Origin of the sequence: Lentilitoribacter sp. EG35, from assembly GCF_040784015.1 — a bacterium.
Lineage (GTDB): Bacteria > Pseudomonadota > Alphaproteobacteria > Rhizobiales > Rhizobiaceae > Lentilitoribacter.
The window spans coordinates 149,387-173,497 of sequence record NZ_JBFNGQ010000004.1; the positions used below are offsets into that span (position 1 = coordinate 149,387).

General features: G+C 45.0%; 17 protein-coding genes. 9 read left to right on the plus strand and 8 right to left on the minus strand.

The features are described from left to right. Positions 1-131: 131 nt before the first annotated feature. From AB2J24_RS09320 to AB2J24_RS09330, 3 genes are read right to left on the minus strand one after another with little or no spacing between them, the layout of a single operon-like run. Entirely contained in the window at positions 132-2,606 is a 2,475-nt protein-coding gene (locus AB2J24_RS09320; protein ID WP_367385276.1) for a GcvT family protein, read from the minus strand. Positions 2,607-2,627: 21 nt separating this feature from the next. Then, positions 2,628-5,081: a GcvT family protein gene (locus AB2J24_RS09325; RefSeq protein ID WP_367385277.1), complete on the minus strand. Its 2,454-nt coding sequence runs from the start codon at positions 5,079-5,081 to the stop codon at positions 2,628-2,630. A gap of 16 nt (positions 5,082-5,097) precedes the next feature. Beyond that, positions 5,098-5,679 carry a helix-turn-helix domain-containing protein gene (locus AB2J24_RS09330; RefSeq protein WP_367385278.1) on the minus strand — a complete coding sequence of 194 codons (582 nt, stop codon included), beginning with the start codon at positions 5,677-5,679 and terminating at the stop codon, positions 5,098-5,100. A 185-nt stretch (positions 5,680-5,864) separates the two neighbouring features. Here AB2J24_RS09330 and AB2J24_RS09335 point away from each other — a divergent pair, with 185 nt between their 5' ends. The 7 genes from AB2J24_RS09335 (at position 5,865) to AB2J24_RS09365 (ending at position 15,575) form a co-directional block, all read left to right on the plus strand. Continuing rightward, entirely contained in the window at positions 5,865-7,340 is a 1,476-nt protein-coding gene (locus tag AB2J24_RS09335; protein ID WP_162653138.1) for a PLP-dependent aminotransferase family protein, read from the plus strand. 221 nt (positions 7,341-7,561) lie between these two features. Further along, positions 7,562-8,563 (plus strand): ABC transporter substrate-binding protein, encoded by a 1,002-nt coding sequence (locus tag AB2J24_RS09340; protein ID WP_174244225.1) that lies wholly within the window; start codon positions 7,562-7,564, stop codon positions 8,561-8,563. 79 nt (positions 8,564-8,642) lie between these two features. Next, positions 8,643-9,446, plus strand: a complete 804-nt coding sequence (locus tag AB2J24_RS09345; RefSeq protein WP_162653137.1) for a taurine ABC transporter ATP-binding protein — start codon at positions 8,643-8,645, stop codon at positions 9,444-9,446. After that, complete coding sequence (locus AB2J24_RS09350) at positions 9,446-10,777, plus strand: ABC transporter permease (RefSeq protein ID WP_367385279.1); 1,332 nt, start codon at positions 9,446-9,448, stop codon at positions 10,775-10,777. Before AB2J24_RS09345 ends, AB2J24_RS09350 begins: the two co-directional genes overlap by 1 nt. A gap of 344 nt (positions 10,778-11,121) precedes the next feature. Continuing rightward, positions 11,122-13,905, plus strand: coding sequence for a molybdopterin oxidoreductase family protein (locus tag AB2J24_RS09355; protein ID WP_420883642.1), 2,784 nt, complete (start codon positions 11,122-11,124; stop codon positions 13,903-13,905). After that, a complete protein-coding gene (locus AB2J24_RS09360; protein ID WP_162653135.1) occupies positions 13,902-14,654 on the plus strand; it encodes a 4Fe-4S dicluster domain-containing protein in 753 nt (250 codons plus the stop codon). Before AB2J24_RS09355 ends, AB2J24_RS09360 begins: the two co-directional genes overlap by 4 nt. A 3-nt stretch (positions 14,655-14,657) precedes the next feature. Further along, positions 14,658-15,575, plus strand: coding sequence for a dimethyl sulfoxide reductase anchor subunit family protein (locus AB2J24_RS09365; protein WP_367385281.1), 918 nt, complete (start codon positions 14,658-14,660; stop codon positions 15,573-15,575). A 28-nt stretch (positions 15,576-15,603) separates the two neighbouring features. Here the strand turns inward: AB2J24_RS09365 and AB2J24_RS09370 are convergent, their stop codons facing one another. Genes AB2J24_RS09370 through AB2J24_RS09380 form a run of 3 tightly spaced genes read right to left on the minus strand, consistent with a single transcriptional unit; the run spans position 15,604 to position 18,360 of the window. Further along, complete coding sequence (locus AB2J24_RS09370) at positions 15,604-16,266, minus strand: class I SAM-dependent methyltransferase (protein WP_367385282.1); 663 nt, start codon at positions 16,264-16,266, stop codon at positions 15,604-15,606. A gap of 1 nt (position 16,267) precedes the next feature. Beyond that, positions 16,268-17,500: a DUF3419 family protein gene (locus AB2J24_RS09375; RefSeq protein WP_367385283.1), complete on the minus strand. Its 1,233-nt coding sequence runs from the start codon at positions 17,498-17,500 to the stop codon at positions 16,268-16,270. A 41-nt stretch (positions 17,501-17,541) separates the two neighbouring features. Beyond that, the gene (locus tag AB2J24_RS09380) at positions 17,542-18,360 is read right to left on the minus strand and encodes a UDP-2,3-diacylglucosamine diphosphatase (protein WP_367385284.1); all 819 of its coding nucleotides are present in this window, start codon (positions 18,358-18,360) and stop codon (positions 17,542-17,544) included. A gap of 217 nt (positions 18,361-18,577) precedes the next feature. On the opposite strand from AB2J24_RS09380, the gene AB2J24_RS09385 reads away from it, so the two are divergent. Together AB2J24_RS09385 and AB2J24_RS09390 are read left to right on the plus strand one after the other, a co-directional pair. Further along, positions 18,578-20,266, plus strand: coding sequence for a hypothetical protein (locus tag AB2J24_RS09385; RefSeq protein WP_367385285.1), 1,689 nt, complete (start codon positions 18,578-18,580; stop codon positions 20,264-20,266). Positions 20,267-20,362: 96 nt separating this feature from the next. Continuing rightward, positions 20,363-21,064, plus strand: coding sequence for a YdcF family protein (locus tag AB2J24_RS09390; RefSeq protein WP_162653129.1), 702 nt, complete (start codon positions 20,363-20,365; stop codon positions 21,062-21,064). Here the strand turns inward: AB2J24_RS09390 and lysS are convergent. Further along, a complete protein-coding gene (gene lysS, locus AB2J24_RS09395) occupies positions 21,061-22,560 on the minus strand; it encodes a lysine--tRNA ligase (protein WP_367385286.1) in 1,500 nt (499 codons plus the stop codon). The genes AB2J24_RS09390 and lysS overlap by 4 nt on opposite strands. Before the next feature lie 20 nt (positions 22,561-22,580). Further along, positions 22,581-24,056, minus strand: a complete 1,476-nt coding sequence (gltX, locus tag AB2J24_RS09400) for a glutamate--tRNA ligase (RefSeq protein ID WP_367385287.1) — start codon at positions 24,054-24,056, stop codon at positions 22,581-22,583. Positions 24,057-24,111 lie beyond the last annotated feature (55 nt).

The window sequence follows — 24,111 nt, forward strand, 5'->3', positions numbered from 1 at the left end:
CACTCTTCCATATCTGTGAAATACGGACCCCATAGTCTATTAACCCATCAATTTATTAACAAACATATTCAACCCAGGTAATAAATATTGCATTTTTTAGATTTATAAGGCTCAGCATCAAATAAATACTCTCATATGTTGCTTTTTGTTTGGCTGTTACTCAAGTCATCCTTCACACGCTCTGATTTCGGATCATAAAGTGGCTTGATAGATGCTTCTGCCTTTACTTTCGTGCCAGCAACGTCAATTTCATAATTTGATGCGAGCATTTCAGCCACTTTTTCACCTTTACAAGGTACATATCCCATACCAACGGCAGCACCGAGTGTGTGCCCATATGCGCCGGAAGTCAGGTAGCCCACAACCTCACCATCGCGTAGGATCGGCTCATTGTGATAAAGAAGTGGTTCTGGATCGAGTAATTTGAAAGACAGCATTCTGTTGTCTAATCCAACTTCTCTTTTTGAGAGAACTGCCTCTCGACCTATGAAATTTGGTTTGTCAGTTTTAACTGCAAAGCCAAGGCCTGCTTCCAAGATATGGTCTTCTGACGTGATATCATGACCAAAGTGGCGATAGCCTTTTTCAATTCGGCATGAATCCATCATATGAAGTCCACAAAGTTTTAAATCTAGATCTTGTCCAGCGTTGTGCAGTGTCTCAAAAACGTGGGTTGCCTGATCATTGGAAACATATATTTCCCAGCCAAGTTCACCAACATAAGTCACGCGGTTTACACGCGCATGGCCCATACCAATTTCGATATTTTGAGACGTGCCAAATGGATTCACATCATTTGAAAAATCATTTGGTGAAACCATTTGAAGAAGTTTACGAGAATTTGGTCCCATAACAGCAAGAACAGATTCTGCAGATGTCATATCGATGATAACGACGTTGAAATTGCCTTTATGGCGCTCCATCCACGTTTGGTCAGCAAGGCGTGTTGCTGCGGGAGTGACGACCACAAAAGAGTTCTCTGCTAGTCTTGTGGCGGTAACATCTGCTTCAATACCGCCTTTATTGTTGAGAAATTGGGTATAGACTAACTTGCCGACAGGTACCGACATGTTGTTTCCGCAGATGTAGTTTAAAAAGTTTTCAGCATCCGGCCCTTCTACGCGAATTTTTCCAAACGATGTCATGTCATACATGCCGACATTTGTGCGGACGGCTTCATGTTCGCGGGCAGAATTTTCAAACCAGTTCGGGCGTTTCCAGCTATATTCATATTCGGCCTTTTGGCCTTTATCTGCAAACCAGTTGGCGCGTTCCCATCCGGCAAATTCGCCAAAAACGGCGCCTTGTTTATGCAAATGATAGTGCAAGGGGCTTTTTCTAATGCCGCGTGCGGTTGCTTTTTGGCGGAATGGATAGTGATCTGCGTATAGCAGACCAAGTGTTTCCTTAGAGCGTTCATAAAGATAGGTTTTATTACCTTGGAACGGCTGCATACGGGAGATGTCTACATCGCCGAGATCAAATGGTTTTTCGCCTGTATCCATCCATGCGGCGAGTGCCATGCCTGCTCCACCAGCGGATTGAATCCCGATTGAGTTGAAACCTGCTGCCACCCAAAAGTTATCACATTCAGGAGCTAAACCTAAATGATAGGAATCATCTGGCGTAAAGCTTTCTGGGCCGTTGAAAAATGTATGAATACCGGCTTCTGCCAATAGTGGTAAGCGATTAACAGCCTGTTCCAAAATAGGCTCGAAGTGATCGAAATCCTCTGGGAGTTGATCAAATTCGAAGTCGTGGGGAATGCCATCCATACCCCAGGGTTTTGCATTTGGTTCAAAGGCACCTAACAGCAATTTGCCTGCATCTTCCTTGTAGTATGCACATTCGTCTGGAACGCGGAGGACGGGTAGTTGTTTTAGGTCAGTAATGTTTTCTGTAACAATATAAAAATGTTCGCAGGCATGAAGCGGAACATTCACTCCGGCCATTTTGCCAACTTCATGACCCCACATGCCTGCGCAATTAACGACGTGCTCGGCTTCAATGAGGCCTGTTTCATTTTCCATTTCCCAGGCAACGCCAGTGACACGTTTTCCGTCTTTTGCAAAAGCTGTGACTTTAACGTTTTCTTTGATCAAAGCACCTTTAAGTCGAGCTCCTTTTGCAAGTGCAAGTGCGATGTTTGCAGGATCGCCTTGTCCATCTTTTGGCAGATAAACACCAGCTAGAACATCATCAACATTGAGGTGTTCATAACGTTCTTTTACCTCATTGGGTGTAATTTCTTCAACTTCAACACCAAAGGCGCGCGCCATTGCTGCTTGGCGAAATATCTCCTCTTTGCGATCCTCTGTTAGAGCAACTGTGATAGAGCCACAGCGCCGAAAACCTGTTGCAACGTCTGTTTCTTCTTCCAGCGATCCATAAAGTTCCTGACTGTATTTGGCCAGTTTTGTCGTGTTGATTGATGCGCGTAGTTGCGCAATCAGACCAGCAGCATGCCATGTTGTACCGGATGTGAGTTGCTTACGCTCAAGCAACACAATATCTTTCCAACCAAGTTTGGCCAGGTGATAGGCAACGGAACAACCGATAACACCGCCGCCGACAATAACAACGCGGGCTTTTTTAGGTAGGCTCATAACAATTCTCCCCGTTCAGGCTTAGGCCCGAATTCTTTCGTTATTGGCATCCCAAAGTGGCAAATCTTCTTGAACAATCGCTTTGCAACGCTCCCCAAAAATCTCAACTTCCAGCTCAGTTCCGGGTGCAGTAAAATCAATTCGGACAACGCCTAGCGCGATAGACTTGTTCACGCGATATCCCCAGTTGCCCGATGTTGTTTCGCCAACAATTTCGTCGCCATGCCAAACTGTTGACATGTAAGGTGCATCGCAATCGCCAGCTTCAACAATCAAAGTCACAAAACCTTTTTGGGAACCCTGTTGTTTTTCAGCTTGAAGGGCAGCTTTACCCGGGAAATCTTGTGCTTTGTCCAGCCGTACGAAACGTTCAATGCCACCCTCGAGCAACGTATAGTCTGTTGAGAGGTCACCTTTCCAAGTCCGGTAGCCTTTCTCAATACGCATAGAATCGAGTGCAAACATGCCAAACGGTTCAGCACCTGCATCGCGGATAGCGGTGTAAACTGTTGCATTATCTTCAAACAGCGAGTGGACTTCCCAACCTAGTTCGCCAGCAAATGAGATGCGAAGAAGTTTCACAGATTTCCCAGCTATTTCGCTATCTTGAATAGTTAGCCAGCCTGTTGTGAGGTCGGCATCAGGCGCTAGTTTAGCGATGACATCGCGTGACTTTGGACCTGTTACCAGATTAACGGACCACTTATCCGTTATATCGGTTAGCTCGATTGAACCATCTGCAGGTAATGATTTTGATAAGAATTCGAAATCATGCCATTGCGCAATGGCAGCCGTCATGAGCCAGAAATCATCTTCGCCCCAGCGGATGATTGTGACTTCTGTGACAATGCGGCCTTGGGTGTCAGAGAAGTAACCAAGGTTCATGCGGCCAGTTTTTGGTAAGGCACCTGCAACCTGGTTGCGGAGCCATTCAGCCGCACCGTCACCTTTGAGTGTATAGCGAGAGAAACCCGGCATATCGAGTATGCCGACATTATCGCGCACATTTTCAACTTCTTCTTTAACTCGGTGTGTCCAAGAACCCTTTCGTGCCCAAGTTTCAGTTCCTTCTTCGGATGTGTCATCGCCATCTTTGGCAAACCAGTTGGCACGTTCCCAACCGTTATAGGCACCCATTTGGCCGCCATCAGCAAGAAGACGTTGATGGTTTGGTGAAAGCTTTTTATCACGAGCAGCGGGCCATTCATGGTGCGGAAAATGCATTGCATATTCGTGGCCGTAAGTTTCCATGGCCTTTTTGTTGCAATAGTCTTGATCGGCATGTTCAGTGAAACGACGCGGATCGACCGCCCACATGTCCCACTCAGTTTCGCCTTCGGTGATCCATTCCGCCATAACTTTGCCTGCGCCACCAGCCTGGGCAATGCCGAATGTAAATGAATGCGCTTCAAAGGCATTCTTTACGCCGGGCATTGGGCCAAGGAGCGGAAGACCATCTGGTGAATAGGGGATTGGGCCGTTGATAACCCGTTCTACGCCTTGTGTGCCAAGGATGGGTACGCGCTCCATTGCGTCTTCTATGTAATATTCTAGACGATCAAGATCATCAGGATAAAGCTGGAATGAGAAATCATCAGGCATTGGATCGTCCGGTGTGATCCAGTGTGCCTTACAATTGCGCTCGTAAGGTCCAAGGTTTAAACCATGCTTATCCTGCCGAAGATAATATGATGTATCCACATCGCGGATCATTGGCATTTTTTTGCCATTTTCTTTCGTCCAAGCTTCCAGCTCCGGAATTTCACTTGTGAGGAAATATTGATGGCTCATAACCGTTAGCGGCACATGACGCCCACCATATGGTTTGAACCATTCTCCAACGCGTTGCGCATAATAACCGGCAGCATTGACGACGAATTCACAACGAATATCACCTTTATCAGTGTGAACAATCCACTCGTCTCCATCCCGTGATACATTGGTAACTGGAGTGAAACGGATGATGTTTTGCCCCGTTTCGCGGGCACCTTTTGCAAGGGCTTGTGTTAACTGTGCCGGGTCAATATCACCATCAAGCGGATCCCAAAGACCACCCGCAAGGTCGTGCGTTTCCATGAATGGGCAAAATTCGAGCATGTCTTGCGGTGTGCAAATATCCATCTGCAAACCCTGATAGCGTCCCATGCTGGCGACGCGCTCAAATTCCATCATACGATTTTTTGTATGTGCTAAGCGTAATGCGCCAGTCACATTGTAGTTCATTGGATAATCGACTTCATCCGCTAGTCCACGATACATCTCCAAACCATAACGCTGCATGTGCATAACAGCCCATGAACCGGCAAAATTCGGGCAGTTACCTGCAGCATGCCATGTGGAGCCGGCAGTTAGCTCGTTCTTTTCCAGAAGAACACAATCGGTCCATCCGGCTTTACCAAGATGATATAGGGTTGAGACACCGATCGCGCCGCCACCGATAATGACCACTCTTGCTGTTGTTGGAAAATCTGACATTCTGTCCTCTATTGCTTTAATATATAGATGGGGAGACAACCCAGAATGCGATGGTTGTCGTTTCTGTTGGGTTTTCCCACCTGTATTTTTCGTTTTGAAATTGGAAGCTATCGCCCTCAAATAGTTCAAATTTATTATCATTCACCCAAAGATTAAGTCGCCCTTTAATAATATAGCCGCCTTCTTGGGTGGGGCGCGCATTGATCCAATCACTCTTTGCTCCGCCTTCAAATTCTGATCGCAACATTTCAAAGTCTGCGGAAAGGTGAGGGGACAAAAGTTCCTCCACAAGTCCGCTCATACGTGAGCCAAGCGTGCCGCGTGTTGACTTACGAACGATAAAACCTTGCTCACCTTCTGCTGCCTGCTCATTCCTGAAGAAGAAGCTAAGTGGCATATCAAAATATGTAGCGATATTGCGGAGATCAGAAATTGCAGGTTCCGTTTGCCCGCGTTCAATTTGACTAAGCCAGCCAGTCGAACGCCCAAGCTCTGCTGCAAGCTGTATAAGGCGTATATCGCGCGACTTTCTTAGTGCTCTGATATCGGCGCCAACGGTGTTCTCTTTGCTATCTAAAACCAGATATGAATGTTCCAATGGAAAACCTCTAAATGAAATTTATTATAATAATTTCATTTTTCTGTATTTTTTGCAAGAAAATTATTTAAAATACTAGCTCTTAGTGAAGTTTTTTCACAGAACTTGATTTTTTAGATCCAATGAAACTTGCATATAGTGCCAGAATACCTTTATGTTTAACCCAGAAGAGGTGAGGAGTGCTTATGCGCTATAGTTTATTTCAGGTCGAACGAGAGAAGCCAAAATCGTTGCAAACACAAATTCGTGAGATGCTTGTATCGGCAATGTTGGCTGGACAGTTGCCCGCGGATGCGCCAGTTCCATCAACACGTGTGATGGCTAAACGGTTAAAGGTTTCACGCAATACAGTGATGCTCGCCTATCAGGCTCTGACTGCAGATGGGTATTTAGTATCGCGTGAAAGGTCTGGGTTTTATGTCTCCCCAGATGTTCGGAGAGACCTCTTCGAGAGTCAGGCTAAGGATGCCGAGGAAATAAGGTATTCAGAAAATGCAGTGGATTGGCAAAAGAAATTGCGCTTAAAGCCTTCCGAACAGATCAACATTGTTAAACCAACTGACTGGAGTAAGTACCCCTATCCATTCATTTACGGCCAAGTTGATCCAAAGTTGTTTCCTATTAGTGCGTGGCGTGACTGTATACGCCAATCTCTCAGTTTGAAATGGTTAGACGCGTGGACTGATGATCGCTTTAACGCAGATGACCCGATGCTTGTCGAGCAAATTCAACAACGTGTTTTAACCCGGCGTGGTATCATGGCAAATCGCGATGAAATCCTTGTAACAATGGGTGCGCAGAATGCATTGTTTCTAATGGCTCATCTTTTAGTACGTCAAAATACGAATGTTTCAGTTGAGGATCCAGGTTATCCAGATATCAGAAACATGTTTCAGTTACGGACAGATAATGTGCAGCATGTACCTGTCGACGAAGAGGGTATATGTGTCGATCAGTTGAGCGAAAGTGAACTTGTTTTTGTAACGCCCAGTCATCAATATCCAACCAATGCTACGATGAGCCCTGCGAGGCGGCAACAAATTTTGGACTGGGCGAACAAGAATGATTCACTCATAATCGAAGACGATTATGAGTATGAAACCAATTTTAGGTCTGATCCGGTGCCGGCGCTTAAGTCATTAGATCGTAGTGGCAGGGTTCTTTACATCGGATCTTTATCTAAATCTTTGATGCCGGGTTTGCGGGTTGGGTTTATTGTTGCGCCTGCTGAACTTGTTCAAGAGTTGCGGGCTATGCGTCGCCTTATGTTGCGCCATCCGCCTGGCAATAATCAGCGCGTGGTCGCTCTGTTTTTGTCATTGGGTATTCACAACACTTTGATTAATAAACTTAGCCAGACATATCAACGCAGGTCTGAAACACTCAGCCTTGCTTTGGCTAACCGATTTCATGGTTGGTATGATGTGCCAGATTTTGGCGGCAGTTCATTTTGGGTGAGGGGGCCAGATGAACTAGATGTTGGAGAATTGGCAGTAAGAGCACAGGAGAAGGGTGTTTTGATTGAGCCGGGTGATGTCTTTTTTTCCAAGCCAGAGGAGAATAGAAACTATTTTCGGCTTGGTTTCTCTTCTATCTCGGAAGCTAATATTGAACCGGGAATTGAGTTGCTTGCTCAATGTGCAAGCGAAATTCTTGACTAGGCGATCTATACTTTGCTTGACTGGCGAAATAGTTCACATCGTTTATTCAATTTGCAACTGGCTCATGCAACCCTTACGTCTGGACCTACTCGCAATTTATTGATTGCTTCTAATAGATAATTGTTATTAAATTAGACTCAAAGTTCAAAACAAAATGTTTAAACATTAAATAATAATAAGAACTTGGACCTAAAAATTGTAAACAAACGGGAGAATACCAAATGAAATTTAACAAAGTAACAGGAGTAGTTGCAGGTGGTGTAATGGCCCTTATGGCTAGTGTTGCACCTTCGCAGGCACTCGATGAACTTGTTGTTGCATACTTTTTGGAATGGCCAACACCAAACCAGTTTGCACAAGCAAATGAACTTTATGCTAAAGAACTAGGTATTCCAGTTAAATGGGTGTCTTTCGATGCTGGTACTGCAATGTCAGCTGCGATGGCATCAGGTGATGTGCATATTTCGTTCTCACAAGGTGTGACACCGTTCTTGGTGGCTACTGCTGCAGGTCAAGATTTACAAGTTGTCGATATCGCCGTTTCATATTCTGATAATGATAATTGTGTTGTTCGTTCAGAGCTTGAAATCACTAAGGATAATGTTGCTGAACTAAAAGGCAAAAAAGTTGCCGTTCCACTAGGAACTGCGGCACATTCTGGTTTCTTGGCTCAAATTGCACATTTTGGTCTTGCTGAATCTGATCTAGAAATCGTGGACATGTCTCCGTCAGACTCCGCTGCTGCATTTGCGCAGCCAAACACAGACCTAGCAATGGCTTGCGGCTGGGGTGGTTCTCTTCGTGCAATGAAGCAACACGGTAATGCAATCATTGAAGGTGCGGAGAAAGAAGCTGTTGTTGGTAAAGTTTTCGACGTGACATCTGTTCCAACGGCATTTGCTGAAGAAAATGCCGATGTTTTGACAAAATTCTTGGCTGTAACTGCTAAGATGAATGCGGATTATGCTGCAGATTCGGCTCCTATGATGGAAGCTATTGGTAAAGCTGCCGGTATGGATGCTGAAGGTACAGCTGCCGTGATTGGTACATTTGTATTCCCATCTGTTGAGACGCAGCTTTCTGATGAATGGCTTGGTGGCGGTGTTGCTGAATACCTAACGAATGCAGCAGCTAAGCTTGAAGAAGGTGGTAAGATTACTGCGCTTCCTGATTATTCAGCTGTGGTAAATGCAAGCTACCTCGAAGCTGCTTCAAAAATGTAATCCAATTTGGGATTATGCATTTGCGTGGCGTTGAAATTAACGCCGCGCACCCCTTTTCTCAAGTTCGGAGGTGGCACCAGTGTCTGGTTTGATCATCAACGATGTTTCAATGACGTTCTCGCTGCCTGATGGCGGCTCGGTAGAAGCGCTTAAGAACATCAATCTAAATATTAAAGAAGGCGAGCTCATGTCTGTGCTCGGCCCGTCTGGTTGTGGTAAGACAACACTTTTAAACATTCTTGCAGGCTTTCTTGCGCCGACTGCTGGTGAAATCTCACTAGGTAAAGATCGTGTTGTTGGACCCAGCTCTGAGCGCGGAATGGTCTTTCAGAAGGGGGCATTGTTTGAATGGATGAATGTCTCTGACAATATTGGGTTTGGCCCGCGCATGGCTGGTCGACCAGCGGCTGAGACCAAAGTTAAGATTGAAGAATTATTGGAGATTGTCGGTCTTCAAGACTTTAGTCAAAAAATGATCTATGAATTGTCCGGCGGTATGCAACAGCGAGTTGCGCTTGCCAGATGTTTGGCCAATGATCCTGATGTTGTATTGATGGATGAACCGCTAGGTGCACTTGATGCGCTTACGCGTGAGAAGATGCAAAGCCTTGTGCTTGATCTTTGGAAAAAAACAGGCAAGACAATCATTCTTATTACGCACTCGGTAGAGGAAGCACTGCTTCTTGGTGAACGTTTGTTAGTTATGGCGCCACGCCCGGGCCGTGTGCATAAAGAATATCAATTACCATTTGCTGAAATGGGCGTTGGTGCAGATCTGCGTGAAGTGAAGCGACATCCCGATTTTGGTAAAACACGCGATGAAATCCTGAACATGATTTGGGATATGGAAGAAGAAATCATGGGCCGGACGGAGAGTGCATAATGTTGGGAGAAATTTTTGATCTAATCGCTACAACACTTTGGATGATCGTCGGCATAGCTGTGATCTTCGGGATCTATTTAGCTGTTTCTGCTGGTTGTAGTTATGTCCATCGATTATATGGTCGAGGTAAGGAAAAAGCGACCGGTTATACAAGCCTTAAAACGGTTACTTTTGGGGACGAGAGCGCTGTAACTGCCAACCGCGTCGCCTCAGTTGCTGCGGTTGTTACTATTTTTGTTCTATGGGGCATTGCTACTGGCAGTAAGTTAATTCCGTTCACAATATTGCCTCCACCATTTGTGGGCGAATCGTCGTTCACATATACTGCAACAAATGCGGTTGGTGAAACCGCGGATGGGACGGTTTATATAACTGTCGTTGCGCAAGGGGATACGGAAACAAAAACTCAGGACATTACAAATAGCGCAACGGGTTTTGCTAAGGATGATGTTTTACTTATTTCAGAGCGACGATCAAAAATTCTGAAAGCTCAGAATAATGATGATGGTGGCAAAGAAGAAGGATATCGCGTTACCGCGATTGATGGCGTATCTGTTTCACCAAACCAGGTTGTTCCGTTTGCTGATGGTGAAATCTTAATGACCGCCAAGGGTTCTTTGCAAGTTCGTCCTGAAACAGGCTTAACTATGGAGGCACTCTACTTACCTCCACCTGAGAAAGTTTGGAGCCGTTTTGTTGAGCTCGCTAAAGAAGGGTATCAAGGCGTTGGTCTTTGGGAGAATCTTTTCTGGTCATTGATCCGTGTTGTTCTCGGCTTCTCTCTAGGTTGTCTGTTTGGTATTCCACTTGGGTTTGCAATGGGCCTTAGTTCATGGTTCCGTGGTTGGTTTGATCCGATCGTTGAGTTTATGCGTCCTGTTCCGCCGCTTGCGTTAATTCCCTTGATCATCATTTGGTTCGGTATTGGTGAGCAAGGCAAGATTAGTCTGTTATTCTTGGCAGCGCTGTGGATTATGACAATTGCAGCCCGTGCCGGTGTTTCCGGTGTGAATATCTCTAAGGTTCATGCTGCCTATTCACTGGGAGCCACTAAGACGCAGCTGCTTACAAAGGTTATCTTGCCAAACTCCTTACCGGAGATCTTTACTGGCGCGCGTGTTGCTATGGGCGTTTGTTGGGGCACAGTTGTTGCTGCTGAATTGGTTGCCGCTGAAAAAGGTGCAGGTAAGATGATTATTGCTGCATCGAAATTTCAGTTAACAGATATTGTTATCGTGGGTATCATCCTGATTGGCGTAATTGGCTATGGTATCGATGTGCTTATGCGCATGGCGGAAGATCGTCTGGTTCCTTGGAAAGGCAAGGGATAAGTCGAATACATTCTTTGTTAAAGAAAGAGGTCGCATTTGATACGTCAGGTGCGGCCTTTTTGTTCTATTGACTGTTAAATTCTGTTCAACTGGCCCTATAAATTTGAACTCATTAACTTAGTATACAAAATACTTCTATTGTATAAAAAATGAGACTCTTTTTCTCATAAATATTGCTAACAGTGCATTTTATGGCTCTGTATTAGTTGTAATTTAAGGTCATTGCTGCAATAAAGCTCGCAAATTCAGTAAATTTTTGGAGGACGTTTAAATTGGCTGAGACTTCTCATGTGATAGAAAACTCACCGCATGTGTCCGATGAGATTCGTCAAACCACGTGTTATATGTGCGCTTGCCGTTGCGGAATTAATGTTCACATTCGCGATGATGAGAATGGCGTTCCCAAGATTAGATATATCGAGGGTAACCGTGATCATCCAATTAACAAGGGTGTTTTGTGTGCGAAAGGCTCTGCAGGCATTATGCAGCATTACTCGCCAGCCAGATTATCAAAACCTTTGAAGCGTGTTGGTGAACGTGGTGAGGGCAAGTTTGAGCCAATCGAATGGGATGAGGCGCTTGAGATGGCGACTGGTTGGTTGTCTGATGTTCGCAAGAAAGACCCAAAGAAATTGGCTTTCTTTACGGGGCGTGACCAAAGTCAGAGTTTTACCGGCTGGTGGGCGCAACAGTATGGTACGCCAAACTTTGCGGCGCACGGTGGGTTCTGTTCGGTTAATATGGCCGCTGGTGGTATTTATACTTTCGGTGGCGCCTTTTGGGAATTTGGTTCGCCCGATTGGGATAAAACTGAGCTCTTTGTTATATTCGGCGTAGCTGAGGATCACGATTCCAACCCGATTAAAATCGGTTTGTCTAAGCTGAAAGAGCGTGGTGTCAAAGCAATAGCTGTGAACCCAATTCGAACTGGTTACAATGCGATTGCAGATGAATGGGTTGGCATTACACCGGGTACGGACGGTCTTTTCGTCCTATCGCTTGTGCATCAGCTTATTAAAGCTGGTAAGATCGATGTTGACTACTTAATCCGTTATACAAATGCGCCATGGCTTGTGATTGATAATCCAGATGGTAATGATCACGGCACATTTGCCCGTGATAAAGAAGGCAATGCTCTGGTTCTTGATCGTAAAACAGGCAAAGCTGTTGCCTACAATAAAAAGGGTGTAAAGCCGGATCTTCAAGGTAGTGTGTCCGTTAAGCGCGGCATCAAAGCTCGTCCAGTATTCGAGCTTTTGGCGAACAAATATTCTGACGAGAAATATGCCCCTGAAAATGTCAGCGAAGCGACTGGTGTGAGCGCAAATCAGATCGAGCGAATTGCTTCTGAAATAGCAGAAGCTGCGTTCGACAAAGAGATTGTAATTGACCAGCCTTGGACTGATATGAAGGGCGAAAAGCACGATAAAATGATTGGCCGTCCGGTGTCTTTTCATGCGATGCGGGGTATTGCTGCTCACTCAAATGGTTTTCAAACATGTCGCGCAATTCACATACTACAAATCTTGCTTGGTTCTATCGATTGCCCCGGTGGCTTTCGTTTTAAGCCTCCCTATCCGCGTCCGGTTCATGCTCAGCCTGCGCCACATGGCGGCGGTGAAGCTGGCAAGCCGCTTGCAGGACCGCAACTTGGGTTTATGCGCGGACCAGAGGGTATGTTGCTTGAAGATGATGGCATCACACCGCAACGGATTGATAAGGCATATTCTTGGGATGCGCCTATGTCATCTCACGGTTTGATGCACATGGTTATTCCTAATGCTCATGCACGCGATCCTTATGGAATTGATGTACTCTTTATGTACATGGCTAATATGGCTTGGAATTCATCTATGAATTCTAACGGTGTGATGAAAATGCTCACCGATAAAGATGAAAACGGTGAATATATTATTCCGAAGCTAATCTATTCTGATGCGTATTCTTCGGAGATGGTTGCTTATGCCGACCTGGTTTTGCCCGATACAACATACCTTGAACGTCACGACGCAATCTCGCTATTGGACCGCCCCATTAGTGAACCAGAAGCTATGTGCGATGCTATTCGTTGGCCAGTATTTGAACCAGATCGCGAAGTTCGCGGATTTCAATCTGTACTGCTCGACCTTGGCGCTCGTCTTGGTTTGCCTGGTATGACAAATGAGGACGGATCAGCTAAGTTTAAAGACTATGCAGATTACATTACAAATCACCAACGTAAGCCAGGTGTTGGTCCTTTATCAGGTTGGCGCGGTAAAGATGGTGATAAAACGGGACGCGGTGAGCCAAACCCTGATCAGATCAAACGCTATATTGAGAATGGTGGTTTTTCTGAATCTCACGTGCCGAAGGAGGCGCTATATTACAAGCATGCGAATATGGCATGGCAAAATTGGGCCGTGGAAATGGGTATGCAAGATGCGCCTGTTGAAAATGTTTTCCAATTGTATCTTGAGCCAATGGCAAAATTCCAGCTTTGCGCAGCGGGCAAGATGGAGCCGAAGGCTCCTGAAAGCCATCGGAAACGCATTGAGGATTGTTTTGATCCGCTTCCAGACTGGTATGCACCATTTGAGGGTACAGGCATAGATACAGATGAATATCCGTATCATGCTCTTACTCAGCGTCCTGCTGCGATGTATCATTCTTGGGGCTCCCAAAATGCTTGGTTGCGTCAAATTCATGGCGATAACCCAATGTATATACCCGGTGAAATCTGCGATGAAGCAGGGCTTGAAGATGGTGATTGGGCTTGGATTACTTCCTATCATGGGAAGATCAAAGTACCTGTGCGTCGCATGAGTGCGGTCAATCAGAAAACTCTTTGGACATGGAATGCCATTGGCAAGCGCAAAGGTGCTTGGTCACTCTCTCCTAATTCTCCTGAGGCTACAAAAGGCTTCTTGCTAAATCATCTGATCAATGAACTTCTTCCTGCAAAAAATGATGGTTATCGCTGGTCAAATTCAGATCCAATTACGGGTCAGGCAGCTTGGTTTGATCTTCGTGTTCGTGTTGAAAAAGCAGATGCTGAACAAGCACTCAGCCAACCGCAATTTGACCAACAACTGAATCCGGGACATGAAGCGCCAGCGGATCTTAGCTACGGTAAGGAGTGGACAAAATGACCTTACTTCCTGCAACAACAGAAAAAAAATTAGGCCTGGTTATTGATCTCGATATATGTGTCGGGTGCCATGCTTGCGCTGTGAACTGTAAAGAGTGGAACACAGGTGGCTATGGGGCTCCATTATCGGATACAGACCCCTATGGTGACAGTCCAACAGGTGCTTGGTTAAACCGTATTCACACCTTTGAAGTGACGCCAGAGGATGCGCCTGCATCAATTGTTCACTTCCCAAAATCTTGTCTGCATTGTGATGATGCACCTTGCGTTACAGTTTGCCCCACGGGTGCCAGCTATAAGCGTAGTGAAGATGGTATCGTGCTTGTAGATGAAGATATGTGTATCGGTTGTGGTCTGTGCGCGTGGTCATGTCCTTATGGCGCTCGGGAAATGGATCCGACAGAAAACGTCATGAAAAAATGTACGCTTTGTGTGGATCGTATCTACAATGAAAACCTGCCAGAGGTTGATCGAGTGCCGGCATGTGTGAAAACCTGCCCTGCAAGCGCTCGTCATTTCGGTGATTTTGCTGATCCAACTTCTGATGTGTCGAAAATGGTCGCAGATCGTGGCGGTATCAATCTGATGCCGGAGATGGAGACATCACCTGTTAATAAGTATCTGCCTCCACGCCCGAAAACACGCCCTGACGCACCAAAGACGACTGAAATGCCTGCAGCTGTTGTTGCAGATAAAGGTGTTTTGGGATGGCTCGACCGTGCATTAACATCTTTAGATAAGTTGGGATAAGTCATGCATCCAGCAATCTCCGTTATATTTTTCACTGTAATGTCTGGTGCCGGTTTTGGCTTCATGGCGATGATTGGTCTTGGTTGGCCAATGCCGCAAGGACCACTTTCAGCATTTCTCATTTGTTTTCTTGCTGGTGGCTTGGCTGTCATTGGCCTTTTGTCTTCTACATTTCATTTGGGGCATCCTGAACGGGCGTGGCGAGCATTCTCGCAGTGGCGTTCTTCTTGGCTATCGCGTGAGGGTGTCTTAGCTGTTGTGACGCTCATGTTGTTTGGCATCTATGCACTTGTATGGATGACAACAGGCGAGCGCATTGGTGCTTTGGGTTTTGTCATTACTATTTTATCGCTGGTCACAATCTATGCCACATCAATGATCTATGCGCAGCTTAAAACTGTTCCTAGCTGGCACAGTAATCTCACGCCAGTGTGTTACGTTGCTTTTGGTATTGCTTCTGGTCTTGTGCTTGCTGCAACTTTTGGTGCTAAGCATGGTATGATGGGGAATATGGCCGCATTATTTGCGGGACTTTCTTTGATGATTGCATGGGGCGCGAAAGCTCTTTGGTGGAGCCATGCAGATGGGGTTGGCTTTTCACAAACTGGGTCTGACACTGGAACGGCAACAGGCCTTGGTCATCTAGGTAAAGTGAAATTGTTTGAAAAGCCGCATTCAGGTGAAAATTATCTGACTAAAGAAATGATGCACCAAGTAGGTCGTAAGCATTCTAAAAAGTTGCGCAGAATATCCGTAATTCTGGGTTTGCTAATTCCATTTCTAATGGCAGCGCTTTCTTATCAATTTGGAGGTCATGGCCTATTTATGTTCATTGGCTTTATATCGATGATCGCCGGATTGTTTGCTGAAAGATGGTTGTTTTTTGCTGAGGCAAAGCACGCTGTCTCACTATATTACTGATTATGTCGCACCTTAGTTGCGCCTTGCTTTAGTTACGTTGAGGCCCAATCACACAATAGGTTGTATAATCGCGGTATGGTTTTTTGAACACCATGCCGCGATTACTTTTTTGGCTGATGTGGGAAAGATACTCAAGTAGGTCAGTGCGGGGTGAAACATGAAAAAGTTTTAACCATCCGCGTAGAATGCTCCGAAATGTCTTTGGTAATTCAGATTGTTGGCCAAAATCAACGATGTGCAAAGAACCCTTTTCAGAAAGGTGAATCAATGCTTGGTCAACGGCTTCTTTCCAATATGGCATCATCGATAAACTATACGATATAAAGATGCGATCAAATTTTGTGATCCCAAATAATTCTTGAGGATTGAAATCTGTTGCATCCGCATTGGCAATCTTGATCTGGTCTTGAAGCTCGTTTTGCTTGATCAGTTTATTGGCAGATTTTAGCATTTCATTTGAGATATCTAAACCAAAATAACGGGCACGGCGGCGGGTTCCAGCTGCAACTACAAGATTACGCCCAGTACCACATCCAATCTCCAGAACTGAGCCGCCATTGGGCGGCCGTAACCCCATAATCATCTGATCACGACCTAATAGATAAAACTTTCGCGTAGCGTCATATATGTGTCTTTGTTTGCTATAAATATGATTCATCAATGATTGATGTTGCGAGCTACTTGCAAGCATTCTAGTTGTCCTTGAGTTTATAGATGTGGAAACCACCATAAATCGCCGAGCGGTCTTGTTTGTTTAGTTTTGTAGAAGTTTCGCCCAGATATTCCCAGTGAGATAAAATGCTATCATCTACGCGTCCCGGCAAAATAGTTGGAATGCCTGCAGTCCTGAATATTACACGTGCACCCGGTGCGGCAGTTCGTGTGATCTGTCCCCAGAGCTCGTTGAGTTGTTCATTTGTCATCCAGTCTTGTGCGTCTAGTAGAACATACCCGTGTTTTGTATTCGCGGCGGTGTTTGATAGAAAACGTGTAAATGTTTCATTTCTTACATCCACTCGATCTGTTAGTTCACGCAATTTCGAAAGGTTATTTATTTGAAGGTAAGGCGGTAGCGGGCCTACCCCATCTTGATTATAACTTCTGGAAAAGGCCTGCCACGCAAAGTAATTTTCTTTGAGCGGAAAATTACACATGAGGGATCGTGTACGTTCTTTCAATGCTCCCAAAATGTCGCCACCTGCGGCATTTGCTAGTTCCTCATATTGCTGTGGGGGGATGCCCAAGCCGAACAGACTTACGCGATTTTTCGCAATGAACTTTATAAGACGGCTGTTAAAGATCGGTTCTACATTGGATTTGAAGAAACGCTTCTGCTCATCAAGTGTTCTACATTGTATAAAGTCTGTCAGGTCTACTCCGTGTAACCTGGCAACTAGGTGAGCTGCGCGTATGAATTTTCCAAGAAGTCCGTATTGATAAAACCCATTCTTGAACATATCGATTTTGCGACCTGTTAAGCCTAGTCGACTACTCCAATATGCATTAGACTGTGCATCTAGATGTGGCCTGAAGAAGAATTCATAATTTGTAACATTCGAGCTTAAATTGCCACGTACGAAGAAATCATGAAACGTGCGGTAATCTGGAGAGTGCTTGGCTGCAACCAGTTTAAGTTTATTAAGAGCAATGTGTGCGGGCGATAAATCGACAGCTGTGATTGATGCCGGTGACATTGTTAAATACGACATGATATTACATCCACCAGAGGCAATGCACACCAAATTATGATGAGGTTTGATGTCCAGCGCTTGCATATCAACTTCCGGGTCTTCCCATATCTGGGGGTAAACTAGCTTCGTGAAGGCATTTGCAAATAGGCGTTCCTGAAGCCCGGTTTTTGAAAGCGCGCGGTTTTGCGACACTGCGTTTTGTAACTGACGTTTAACGCCGATTGTTTTGCTCATAATGTGTCCAATCCCACTTATATTGCTCTAGCCTGCCCAGATCACACGGTTTTAGTCTGCCGCCCGCCCGCTACTAATTGCATTTTCTTGCTTGATCGTGCTTCTGTGCGCAAGCGCGTTACTTTTGACCATTCAATCAACTCAAATGTACCGTCCAAGTGCTCGATAACCGCAGTGCAACTTTCTACCCAGTCGCCTGTGTTTATGTATTTAATACCATTGACGTCATGCATTGCAGGATGGTGAATATGTCCGCAGATGATGCCGTTAACATCGGCCTTCTCAGCCTCGGAGCTAAGCACGGCTTCGTAATCACCGATGAAGTTTACGGCGCTTTTGACTTTATGTTTTGCCCAACGTGACAGAGACCAATATTGGCCACCCCAGAGACGTTTAATTCGATTTACCAAAGTATTAATCTTTAAGATTGTCTCGTAGGCCCAATCACCCAGATAGGCTAACCATTTTGCATTTATGACAACCATATCAAATTGATCGCCATGAATGATGAGAAATTTTTCTCCGCTTAACGCAGTATAAATGTCTTTTTCTTTGACATCGATACCGCCAAAATGTGTTCCCAGATAGTTTCTCATAACTTCATCATGATTACCCGGAACATAAATTATTTTACTTCCCTTGCGACCTTTGCGCAGGATTTTTTGAACCACATCATTATGTGATTGCGGCCAATACCAGCCTTTACGTAGGCGCCATCCATCGAATATGTCGCCGACGAGATAGATATATTCAGCGTCATATTCACGTAAAAAATCGAGAAGCATTTCTGCCTGACAGCCACGGGTTCCCAAATGAATATCTGAGAGAAAAAGTGCCCGATATTGAAAGCTATCTGTCATGAGTTGCACCCTAAGAAATAGATGCCTTCTTTTATACCCACACCAATGACATTGCTGTGACAGCTTGGAGAAAGTCTAATGACAGGGCTAGTCAAATAGTTAATCATTTGTAAATTGCAGCGCTGATCGTATCGAATACGGTTAATGAAAGAGAAAGGTCCATATATTATTATCAAATCGAGTAAGTGTTGCGTTTGAGTTGAGTTGATTGCTAAAAATGGCAAAAAAACAAGATAGTAAATTGCCTGAAGATGGTGAAAACAAGCCTAAGAAAAAAGGTTTGTTCAATTTTTTACGCCGTAATTCCAAATCTAAATCAGATGTCGCTGACCACAATAATGCATCTGTAGATAAAGGCTCCACGAGCAAAAAACAGTCATCCAAAAAAGCGTCAACCGCAAAGAACAAAAGTACCAAAAGTGCTAAAAAACAAGCGCCTAAAAAACGTGGCCAGCCAAAGAAACAAGAGCTTGACGCTGAAATTGTTAGCGCCGAAGCGACTGAAAATAATGTATCCCCTCAGAAAAAACGAAGTCTTTTTGGTTTTCTGAAGCGCAACAAGAAATCAAATTCTGAAGGTGTTGATGTTACTGCCAAGGACGGTGATGAGAAGAAACCCTCCCCAAAAGGCACAAAGAAGCCTGTAGATAGTCAGGCCAAAACCACAAAAAAAACAACGGGAAAAACATCCAAGAAAACCGCTACAAAAACTCCTGTAAAAAAACTCGGGCGTCCGAAGAAGGTGATTGAAGAACCAAAGATTGCTGCGTCAGAAGTAGCTGATGAAACAGTTGATAAACTTAAGAAGAAATGGTTTCGAGGTCTTTTAAAGCGCAACAAGAAAAACAATAATGATGCAGAACACAGTGAACTTGTAGCCTTAAGCGACGAAAACTCTACAGATATCTCAGTTCCTCCGGTTGGCGGGGATGTTCTTCAGATGGAGCTTGATCCTGAAATCGTTGAGGATGTTTCTGAAAAAAAATCGGGCTTCTTCACGAAGAAGATAATCATTATTATTATAGCTCTGTGTGGCGTATCTGGCGCAACAGGTGCAGCTGCCATCGTTTTTGCAGGGCCGCTACTTGGTGATGATCCACTAAAAGGTTTAGCCTGCAAAGTAGCTCATAAGGCAGACTTTGTGTTGATGAAAGAAAAGCGTGTTACAGCGTTTATCCGATCGGATTTTCTTCCGCCACGACAGCGAATTGAGATGCTGATGAGTTACACAAAATTTCTGGAGAGTGAGTATGTAGGTGCCAACCTGATCACAGTTTCGATGATAGATACTCAAGGTCCGTCCAATCGTGCGGATTTTAGGGGGGATAATATCGGTGCGCAGGTTGTTTACGCGCCTGACCCGCTTTTAAGTATGGCGACAAACTCTCAATGGGAAGTGCGCTATGTAAATGTCGAGGAGACCTATGGTGGCAGGTTCATGGGAGATCGTTTCACACTTTCACAAGAAGAGATTAATGATTTTAATAATGATCAGCTTCTCGCTTTAGATTGTTACACCGAAAAAACGGATGAAGAGTTGGAAGCAGAAGAGCTTGCTGCCGAAACGGCAGCTGCGGAAGAAGAAGCTGCTGTTATGGAGCCTAACGGTGACTTGACGGAAGAGCACGAGCAAATGGAAACCTCAGAACCAGGTTTCATGGATAATATGTTAGGCATGGTTGGTTTTGGCAGTGATGAACATGCTGAAGGTGAAATTGAGATGGTGCATGGGGAAGAACTTCAACAGATTTACCCCGGTGATAAAGGCCCGAATGCGGATGTCATGCAGGAGCAGGCAGGTTTTTTTGATAATGTCTTGTCAATTGTTGGTCTCGGCAACGGTGATGACGACCTGAATCAGGACAAAATCCCAGGTGTTTTGGGAACGCGTGTTAAATACAATTAACTCCGCGTAATTACAGTACGTTATGAAAAGTGAGTAAACTGTAGAAAAATCGCCATAATTTGCAGTGATGATCTCCTAAATGTTTAGGAGAATATCATGTTAAACGTACCTGAACCCAAAGTTCTCGATGCTGCATTTTCTGTTTGGCAATATCATTGTTTGGAAGAAATCATTCCACTTGATCCGAGTGGATTTGACCTGATTGTTGGATTAGGCAGTTATGATACACGCGTTGCTGAAAAGTGTGCCGACCTTTATCATGCAGGTTTAGGACCGAAGATAGTTTTTACAGGCGCTCGCGGCAACTTTACCAAGGATATATTCGATGTAACCGAGGCCGCAGCGTTTGCTAAAACTGCGATCAAAAATGGTGTTCCAAATGAGGACGTTCTTCTCGAAGAGCAAGCAATGAACACAGGTGAAAATATCCTGAATGTAAAAGAAATGTTTCCAGAATGTACATCGGCTATCTTTGTAGCAAAACCACTTATGCTGCGACGGTGCCGCGCGACACTAGATCAGATATGGCCTGATTTAAGCTCAGTTGTTACTGCACCGAACATACACATGATCTCTCAACCTACGGATAAGGTTGATATTCAGAAGGTTATTCATGAAATTGTTGGCAACTACTGGCGTATTCGCACATATCCTCAACGTGGATTTCAATCTGAACAAGACTTTGATGAGAATGCAGATAAGGCGTTCCAAACGCTGATCGATCAAGGATATACAAAGCATCTCCCGGATGATTGGGAAAATGCTTTGCAAGACCTGGAGACAGAACTGGTGAACTAGGTTTTTGTTTTCTGCGCTGGAAATAAGATTACATCACGGATGGATTGGGCATTTGTCAAAAGCATGATCGCGCGATCAATACCTATGCCGATACCAGCCGCTGGTGGCATGCCATGATCCATTGCTTCTAAGAAGTCTTCATCCAAAACACGTTCTTTTTCGCCACGGGCTTGAGCCTGTTCGACCTGCTCAACCATGCGCGCGCGCTGCTCGACAGGGTCGTTAAGTTCGGAAAATGCGTTTGCAATTTCCCAACCATTGATAAATGTTTCAAAGCGCTCCACAAGGCGCGGTTCACCCGGAACTTCTTTGGCAAAAGGTGATATATCTTTTGGCATATGCGTGACGTGAGAAGGTTGGATGAGAAGGTGCTCGGCTTTTTCTTCAAACACAAGTGCAAGCATTTCGCCCCAAGTGCCATCCTCATCGATATCGATACCTGGAAGCGCCTTCTTGGCAGCCTCGCGCGCATCCGCATCATTGTCAATTGCAAGGAAGTCAATTCCTGTCGCGTCTTTAACAGCTTCAGGCATTGGCACGCGTTTAAATGGAGCTTCAAAAGATATCGTTTTGTCACCAAATTCGACATCAGTCGTGCCATAAAGTTGATTTGCCATCTTTGCAAACATACGTTCGGTCAGGTCCATAGCGTCTGTATAGTCATGATAGGACCAATAGGCCTCCATCATCGTGAATTCTGGATTATGACGCGTAGAGACGCCCTCGTTTCGGAAATTACGGTTAATTTCAAAAACCTTGTCGCTAACGCCGCCAACCAATGCACGTTTGAGATATAATTCGGGCGCAATACGCAAATACATATCCATATCAAGCGTGTTGTGATGGGTCATAAATGGATCGGCTGTTGCGCCACCGTAAACAGGATGGAGCATGGGCGTCTCAATCTCGAGGAAGCCCTCATCCTCCATAAAGCGGCGAATGCCTGAGACGATTTTCGCACGCATTTGCAATCGTTCTTTGGATTCCTCATTTGACATTAGATCGAGGTAACGCTTACGATATCGTGTTTCAACATCCGTTAGACCGTGGAATTTTTCTGGCATTGGGCGCATTGTCTTACAAAGCATTGTAATTTCTGTCGCATTGACAGTTAATTCGCCCCGAGGTGTGCGACGTACCTCGCCTACAACACCAATAATATCGCCGATATCGATATATTGAAGGCGCTCACGTACATCTTCACTGGCATTATTTTTGTGGGTGAAAATCTGAACTTTACCACCAGCATCGCGCATATCCATGAACATGCCATTATTGCGTGATGAATAGATACGTCCGGCAACAGTTACAATATCACCCGTCATATGACCGTCTTCTATGTCGGCATATTTTTCCATTAACTCGCTGTTGGTGATTGTGCGATGGAAATTAGTGGGAAATAAGTTACCAACCAACTCTTGCAGGCGTTCGCGTTTTTGCAAACGTACTTCGCTGGCATCAGTTGATAGGGCTTCTTCGGTTTTATTATCAGTCATCGTAATCTTCTTTAACGAGTTTATTCGGCTGCCGTGTCTGCTTGGGCGTCAAGGGATGCGTGCAGAACTTTGCTTGCAACAACGAGTCTTTGACGAACCATAGCACGGCCTAATAGGACCATCGCATCAAATAGCGGTAGTGAGCGTGATGAGCCGCTGACTGCTACGAATAGCGGTGGCGTTAGTTTGCCAAGTTTGGTTTCAAGCTTTTCAGCTGCCTGACGCAATGCGTCTTCGATGCTCTCACGATTCCATTCATCAATTTCATCCAATGCAGGGCGAACTGCATCGATAATTTCGAGGCATTTTTCAGGCGGGTTCTTTTTGATGTTAGCAAAAGATTCAGCCGTTATGCCAACGTCACCCTTGAAGAGAAAACCAGCAAGATCCGGCAATTCGGCAAAAGTTTGAATGCGAGACTGAGCGAGCAACAAACCCTGTTTAAGCTTATCGTTTTCTTGTGCCCAAGTTAATGCACGAGACAAAAACTCTTCGGGCGATAGTTTTTCGCGCAACCAACGGGCGTTTAGCCAGTCAAGTTTTTGTACGTCAAAAATAGCACCGGCCTTTGACATTTTCTCAACTTCAAAGCGTTCAATAAGTTCATCCATTTCCATCAGCTCATCGCCTTCAGAGATCTGAATGAAAAACAGTCCGAGGAAGTTGGCCAAGGCTTCTGGCAGATGCCCAAGGCCAGCATAGTAGGACATTGAAGTCGGGTTTTTTCGCTTAGATAGTTTGGATTTATCAGCACCACGCATGAGTGGCAGGTGAATAAACTCAGGAGCTTCCCAACCAAGATATTGATAAAGTAGAATGTGTTTTGGTGTCGATGAGACCCACTCCTCACCACGGGCAACATGGCTGATTTTCATGAGGTGATCATCCACAATATTTGCCATGTGATAAGTTGGCATGCCATCTGCTTTTTGAATGACTTGCATATCAACAGCATCCCACGGGATTTCCACATCACCATAAACACCGTCTTGGAATTTGCATGAGCCTTCTGTTGGAATTTTCATGCGAATAACGGGAATATCGCCAGCATCTTCTCTTGCTTTGATTTCCTCGGCGCTTAAACGCAGGCAACGACCGCTATAACGAGGTGGTTTACCTTGGGAACGTTGAAATTCACGCATCTCATTAAGTTCATCAGGCGAGCAGAAGCATTTAAAGCCATGACCTGCCTCAAGAATTTGGTCAACATATTGACCATATATGTGTTTGCGTTCACTTTGGCGATATGGGCCGTAATCGCCGCCAACATCTGGGCCTTCTGACCAATCAAGACCCATCCAACGTAGACTATCAAAAACTGTTTGTTCATATTCAGGTTTCGAGCGCGTCGCATCGGTATCTTCGATGCGAAGAACTAATGTTCCGCCCTTTTTCTTTGCGAAGAGATAGTTGTAGAGTGCAACATAAGCAGTACCAATATGAGGTTCACCAGTGGGAGAGGGCGCTAAACGTACCCGAATATTTTTATCTGTCATTTTTGATGGTCACTTTTTTCGAAACGAAACGTCGAACAATTATCTTTGCGCGGTT

Excerpts from the sequence above, each read along its gene's own strand:
- lysS (WP_367385286.1), bottom strand. The coding sequence starts at position 22,560 with ATGACTGATAATAAAACCGAAGAAGCCCTATCAACTGATGCCAGCGAA.
- AB2J24_RS09385 (WP_367385285.1), top strand. The coding sequence starts at position 18,578 with ATGGCAAAAAAACAAGATAGTAAATTGCCTGAAGATGGTGAAAACAAG.
- AB2J24_RS09335 (WP_162653138.1), top strand. The coding sequence starts at position 5,865 with ATGCGCTATAGTTTATTTCAGGTCGAACGAGAGAAGCCAAAATCGTTG.
- AB2J24_RS09390 (WP_162653129.1), top strand. The coding sequence starts at position 20,363 with ATGTTAAACGTACCTGAACCCAAAGTTCTCGATGCTGCATTTTCTGTT.
- AB2J24_RS09320 (WP_367385276.1), bottom strand. The coding sequence starts at position 2,606 with ATGAGCCTACCTAAAAAAGCCCGCGTTGTTATTGTCGGCGGCGGTGTT.
- AB2J24_RS09340 (WP_174244225.1), top strand. The coding sequence starts at position 7,562 with ATGAAATTTAACAAAGTAACAGGAGTAGTTGCAGGTGGTGTAATGGCC.
- gltX (WP_367385287.1), bottom strand. The coding sequence starts at position 24,056 with ATGACAGATAAAAATATTCGGGTACGTTTAGCGCCCTCTCCCACTGGT.
- AB2J24_RS09375 (WP_367385283.1), bottom strand. The coding sequence starts at position 17,500 with ATGAGCAAAACAATCGGCGTTAAACGTCAGTTACAAAACGCAGTGTCG.
- AB2J24_RS09380 (WP_367385284.1), bottom strand. The coding sequence starts at position 18,360 with ATGACAGATAGCTTTCAATATCGGGCACTTTTTCTCTCAGATATTCAT.
- AB2J24_RS09370 (WP_367385282.1), bottom strand. The coding sequence starts at position 16,266 with ATGCTTGCAAGTAGCTCGCAACATCAATCATTGATGAATCATATTTAT.
- AB2J24_RS09350 (WP_367385279.1), top strand. The coding sequence starts at position 9,446 with ATGTTGGGAGAAATTTTTGATCTAATCGCTACAACACTTTGGATGATC.
- AB2J24_RS09355 (WP_420883642.1), top strand. The coding sequence starts at position 11,122 with ATGTGCGCTTGCCGTTGCGGAATTAATGTTCACATTCGCGATGATGAG.
- AB2J24_RS09360 (WP_162653135.1), top strand. The coding sequence starts at position 13,902 with ATGACCTTACTTCCTGCAACAACAGAAAAAAAATTAGGCCTGGTTATT.
- AB2J24_RS09325 (WP_367385277.1), bottom strand. The coding sequence starts at position 5,081 with ATGTCAGATTTTCCAACAACAGCAAGAGTGGTCATTATCGGTGGCGGC.
- AB2J24_RS09365 (WP_367385281.1), top strand. The coding sequence starts at position 14,658 with ATGCATCCAGCAATCTCCGTTATATTTTTCACTGTAATGTCTGGTGCC.